Annotated in this window: 3 protein-coding genes; 2 read left to right on the plus strand and 1 reads right to left on the minus strand. The window is 69.7% G+C overall.

The genetic code is table 11. The annotated features are described in order from the left end of the window. The coding region (locus sphsw_RS10995; protein ID WP_031440660.1) for an FAD-dependent oxidoreductase at window positions 1–603 on the minus strand (603 nt) is incomplete at its 3' end. 196 nt (window positions 604–799) lie between these two features. On the opposite strand from sphsw_RS10995, the gene sphsw_RS11000 reads away from it, so the two are divergent. Continuing rightward, on the plus strand, window positions 800–1,360 hold the full coding sequence (locus sphsw_RS11000; RefSeq protein WP_235188364.1) for a gluconokinase: 561 nt from the start codon (window positions 800–802) through the stop codon (window positions 1,358–1,360). Between the two features lie 83 nt (window positions 1,361–1,443). After that, complete coding sequence (locus tag sphsw_RS11005) at window positions 1,444–2,553, plus strand: Gfo/Idh/MocA family protein (RefSeq protein WP_235188365.1); 1,110 nt, start codon at window positions 1,444–1,446, stop codon at window positions 2,551–2,553. Window positions 2,554–2,723 lie beyond the last annotated feature (170 nt).

The following is a 2,723-nucleotide window of genomic DNA, read 5'->3' on the forward strand; positions in this document are numbered from 1 at the left end:
CGACAGCGCCGCCCCCGCCACCCGCGCAAGCACCCGGTCCTGCGCTTCGAGGACCGTCACCTGCTTACCGAGCTTGGTCAGCACCGCCGCCGCCTCCAGCCCGATATAGCCGCCCCCGACGACCACGACCCGCGTGACGCCCGGCAGTTCGGCGATCATCCGGTCGACATCGTCGCGCGTCCGCACCCCGTGGACCCTGGCGAGATCATGCCCGTCGCACCCCAGCCGCCGCGGCGATCCCCCCGCGGCCCAGACGAGCGTGCCATAGTGCAGGCTCGTCTCGTCGGCGTTCTCGCTTGCCTGCGCGTCGACATGGCTGACGCAGTGCGCGGCCGCGTCGACTTGGCTGACGCGACGCCCGGGGATCAGCGTGATCCCGCGCTCCCCCCAGAAGCTGGCAGGGCGCAACAGGATGCGATCGAACGCCTTTTCGCCGGCCAGATAGTCCTTCGACAGTGGCGGCCGCTCATAGGGGGGCGACGTCTCGTCACCGATCAGCCCGATCGTCCCCGCATAGCCGCGTTGCCGCAACGCGATCGCGACCTGCGCACCGGCATGGCCGGCCCCGACGATCAGGACGTCATGATGATTGCGAGCGGACATGCATCGACCTCTGTGATTGGCCGGTCTCGATGCCCGTACCGACGCCGGTCGACAAGGGCGCGACGATGGTCGTAATGGCCAATTGTCGCGATCGACCGGATAGAGGCCTGGAACCAGGCGCCGCCGGACGCGCTCAAACCGCGAGTCAGGATCTGTGCAAACCACCCCCTCCCCCCAGGCCCGCTCCGGCGACGGCATGCCCCACGCGGTCCCGCGCGGTTGCGCGATCATCGTCATGGGCGTCAGCGGCAGCGGCAAGTCGACGCTCGGCCAGCGTCTCGCCGATCAGGCGGGTCACCGCTTCCTCGAAGGCGATGGCTTCCACAGCGCGGAGGCGGTCGCCAAGATGCGCGCCGGCCATCCGCTCGACGACGCCGACCGCTGGCCCTGGCTCGACCGCGTCGGTCACGCGATCGGCGATGCGGTCGCGGCCGACGGCTTTGCGGTCGCCGCCTGCTCTGCGCTGAAGCGGGTCTATCGCGAGCGGCTTGTCGCTGCCGCGGGCGTCCCGCTGCTGTTCGTGCTGCTCGACACGGATCCGGCGGAACTCGCGCGACGGCTCGGCGCGCGCGCGGGGCATTACATGCCGGCCAGCCTGCTCGACAGCCAGCGCGCGACGCTCGAGCGCCCCGGGCCCGACGAAACCGCGATCACGCTCGATGCGCAGGCGACGCCCGACACGCTGGTACGCGACGTCTGGGCCTGGATCGATGACCGCGCCAGCGCGGATGGCGCCAACGGCACGGATCGGCGATAAGACCGACCAAGGTCGTAATGGCCACGCGACAGCCGGTAGCCGAACAGGGTGGCCGACAGCGCTTGCAGGATGGGGATCTGATCGTGACGATAGGACGACGCGAATTTGTCATCGGCGCAACCGCGCTGGCCGCGGTGCCCGCGATCACGCAGGCGGCCGCCCCGACGCGCAAGCTCGGCTATGCGATCGTCGGGCTGGGCTATTACGGGCTCGACGTCATCATCCCCGAATTCGCCAAATGCGCGCACAGCCGGCTCGCCGCGGTGGTCAGCGGTGACCCCGCCAAGGCGCGCCGCGTCGCGGCCGCGCACGGCCTGCCCGACCGGTCGGTCTACAGCTATGCGACCTTCGATCGGATCCGCGACAATCCCGATATCGATATCGTCTATATCTGCCTGCCCAACGCGATGCATGCCGAGTACACGATCCGCGCCGCGCGCGCCGGCAAGCATGTCCTGTGCGAAAAGCCGATGGCGGTCTCGGTCGCCGAATGCGAGGCGATGATCGCGGCCTGCAAGGCGGCGGATCGCAAGCTGATGATCGGCTATCGCTGCCATTTCGAGCCCTGCAACGTCGAGGCGATGCGGCTCGCGCGTGCGGGGACGATGGGCAGGACGCGTTACGTCCGGTCCGAACACGGCTTCGTCCAGCGCGATCCGTCGAAATGGCGGCTAAACAAGGCGCTGGCGGGCGGGGGCTCGCTGATGGACATGGGCATCTACAGCCTCCAGGCCGCACGCTACATGACCGGCGAGGAGCCCGTCGCGGTGACCGCGCGCGAGTCCACCGATCGCACCGATCCGCGGTTTCGCGAGGTCGAGGACATGATCGACTGGACGCTCGAATTCCCGTCCGGCGCGATCGCCAGCTGCCAGTCGATGTACAGCGCGAACCAGAACCACATCCTGTTTATGGGCGAACGCGGGCGGATCGAGCTCGAACCCGCGACCCGCTATGCCGACAACAGGATGTGGACGGGCGCCGACGGGCGCGAGCGCGATGTCACGCCAGCGGCGTCGGGCCGCACCCAGTTCGCCGGCCAGCTCGATCATCTCGTCACCTGCATCCGCACCGGCCGAGAACCGATCGTGTCGGGTGCGGAGGGCCTGCGCGACCTGCGTATCGTCGAGGCGATCTACCGCTCGGCGCGCGAGGGGCGGACGATCCGGCTGGCATCGGGCACCAAGGCGTGATGCGCGTCCTGCTCGCGCTGGCGACGGTCGCGGTCGCCACGGTCGCCCCGGCGCAGGAGGCGGCGCGCGATTTCGCCGCGGCGACCGATATCCCCCGCGCGGTCGCGGCGCTCGAAGCGACGATGAAACCGGGTCAGGGCTTCGCGATGCAGACGCTCGTCAGCGGCGGC

It is taken from the genome of Sphingomonas sp. FUKUSWIS1 (assembly GCF_000733135.1).
GTDB lineage: Bacteria > Pseudomonadota > Alphaproteobacteria > Sphingomonadales > Sphingomonadaceae > Sphingomonas > Sphingomonas aerolata.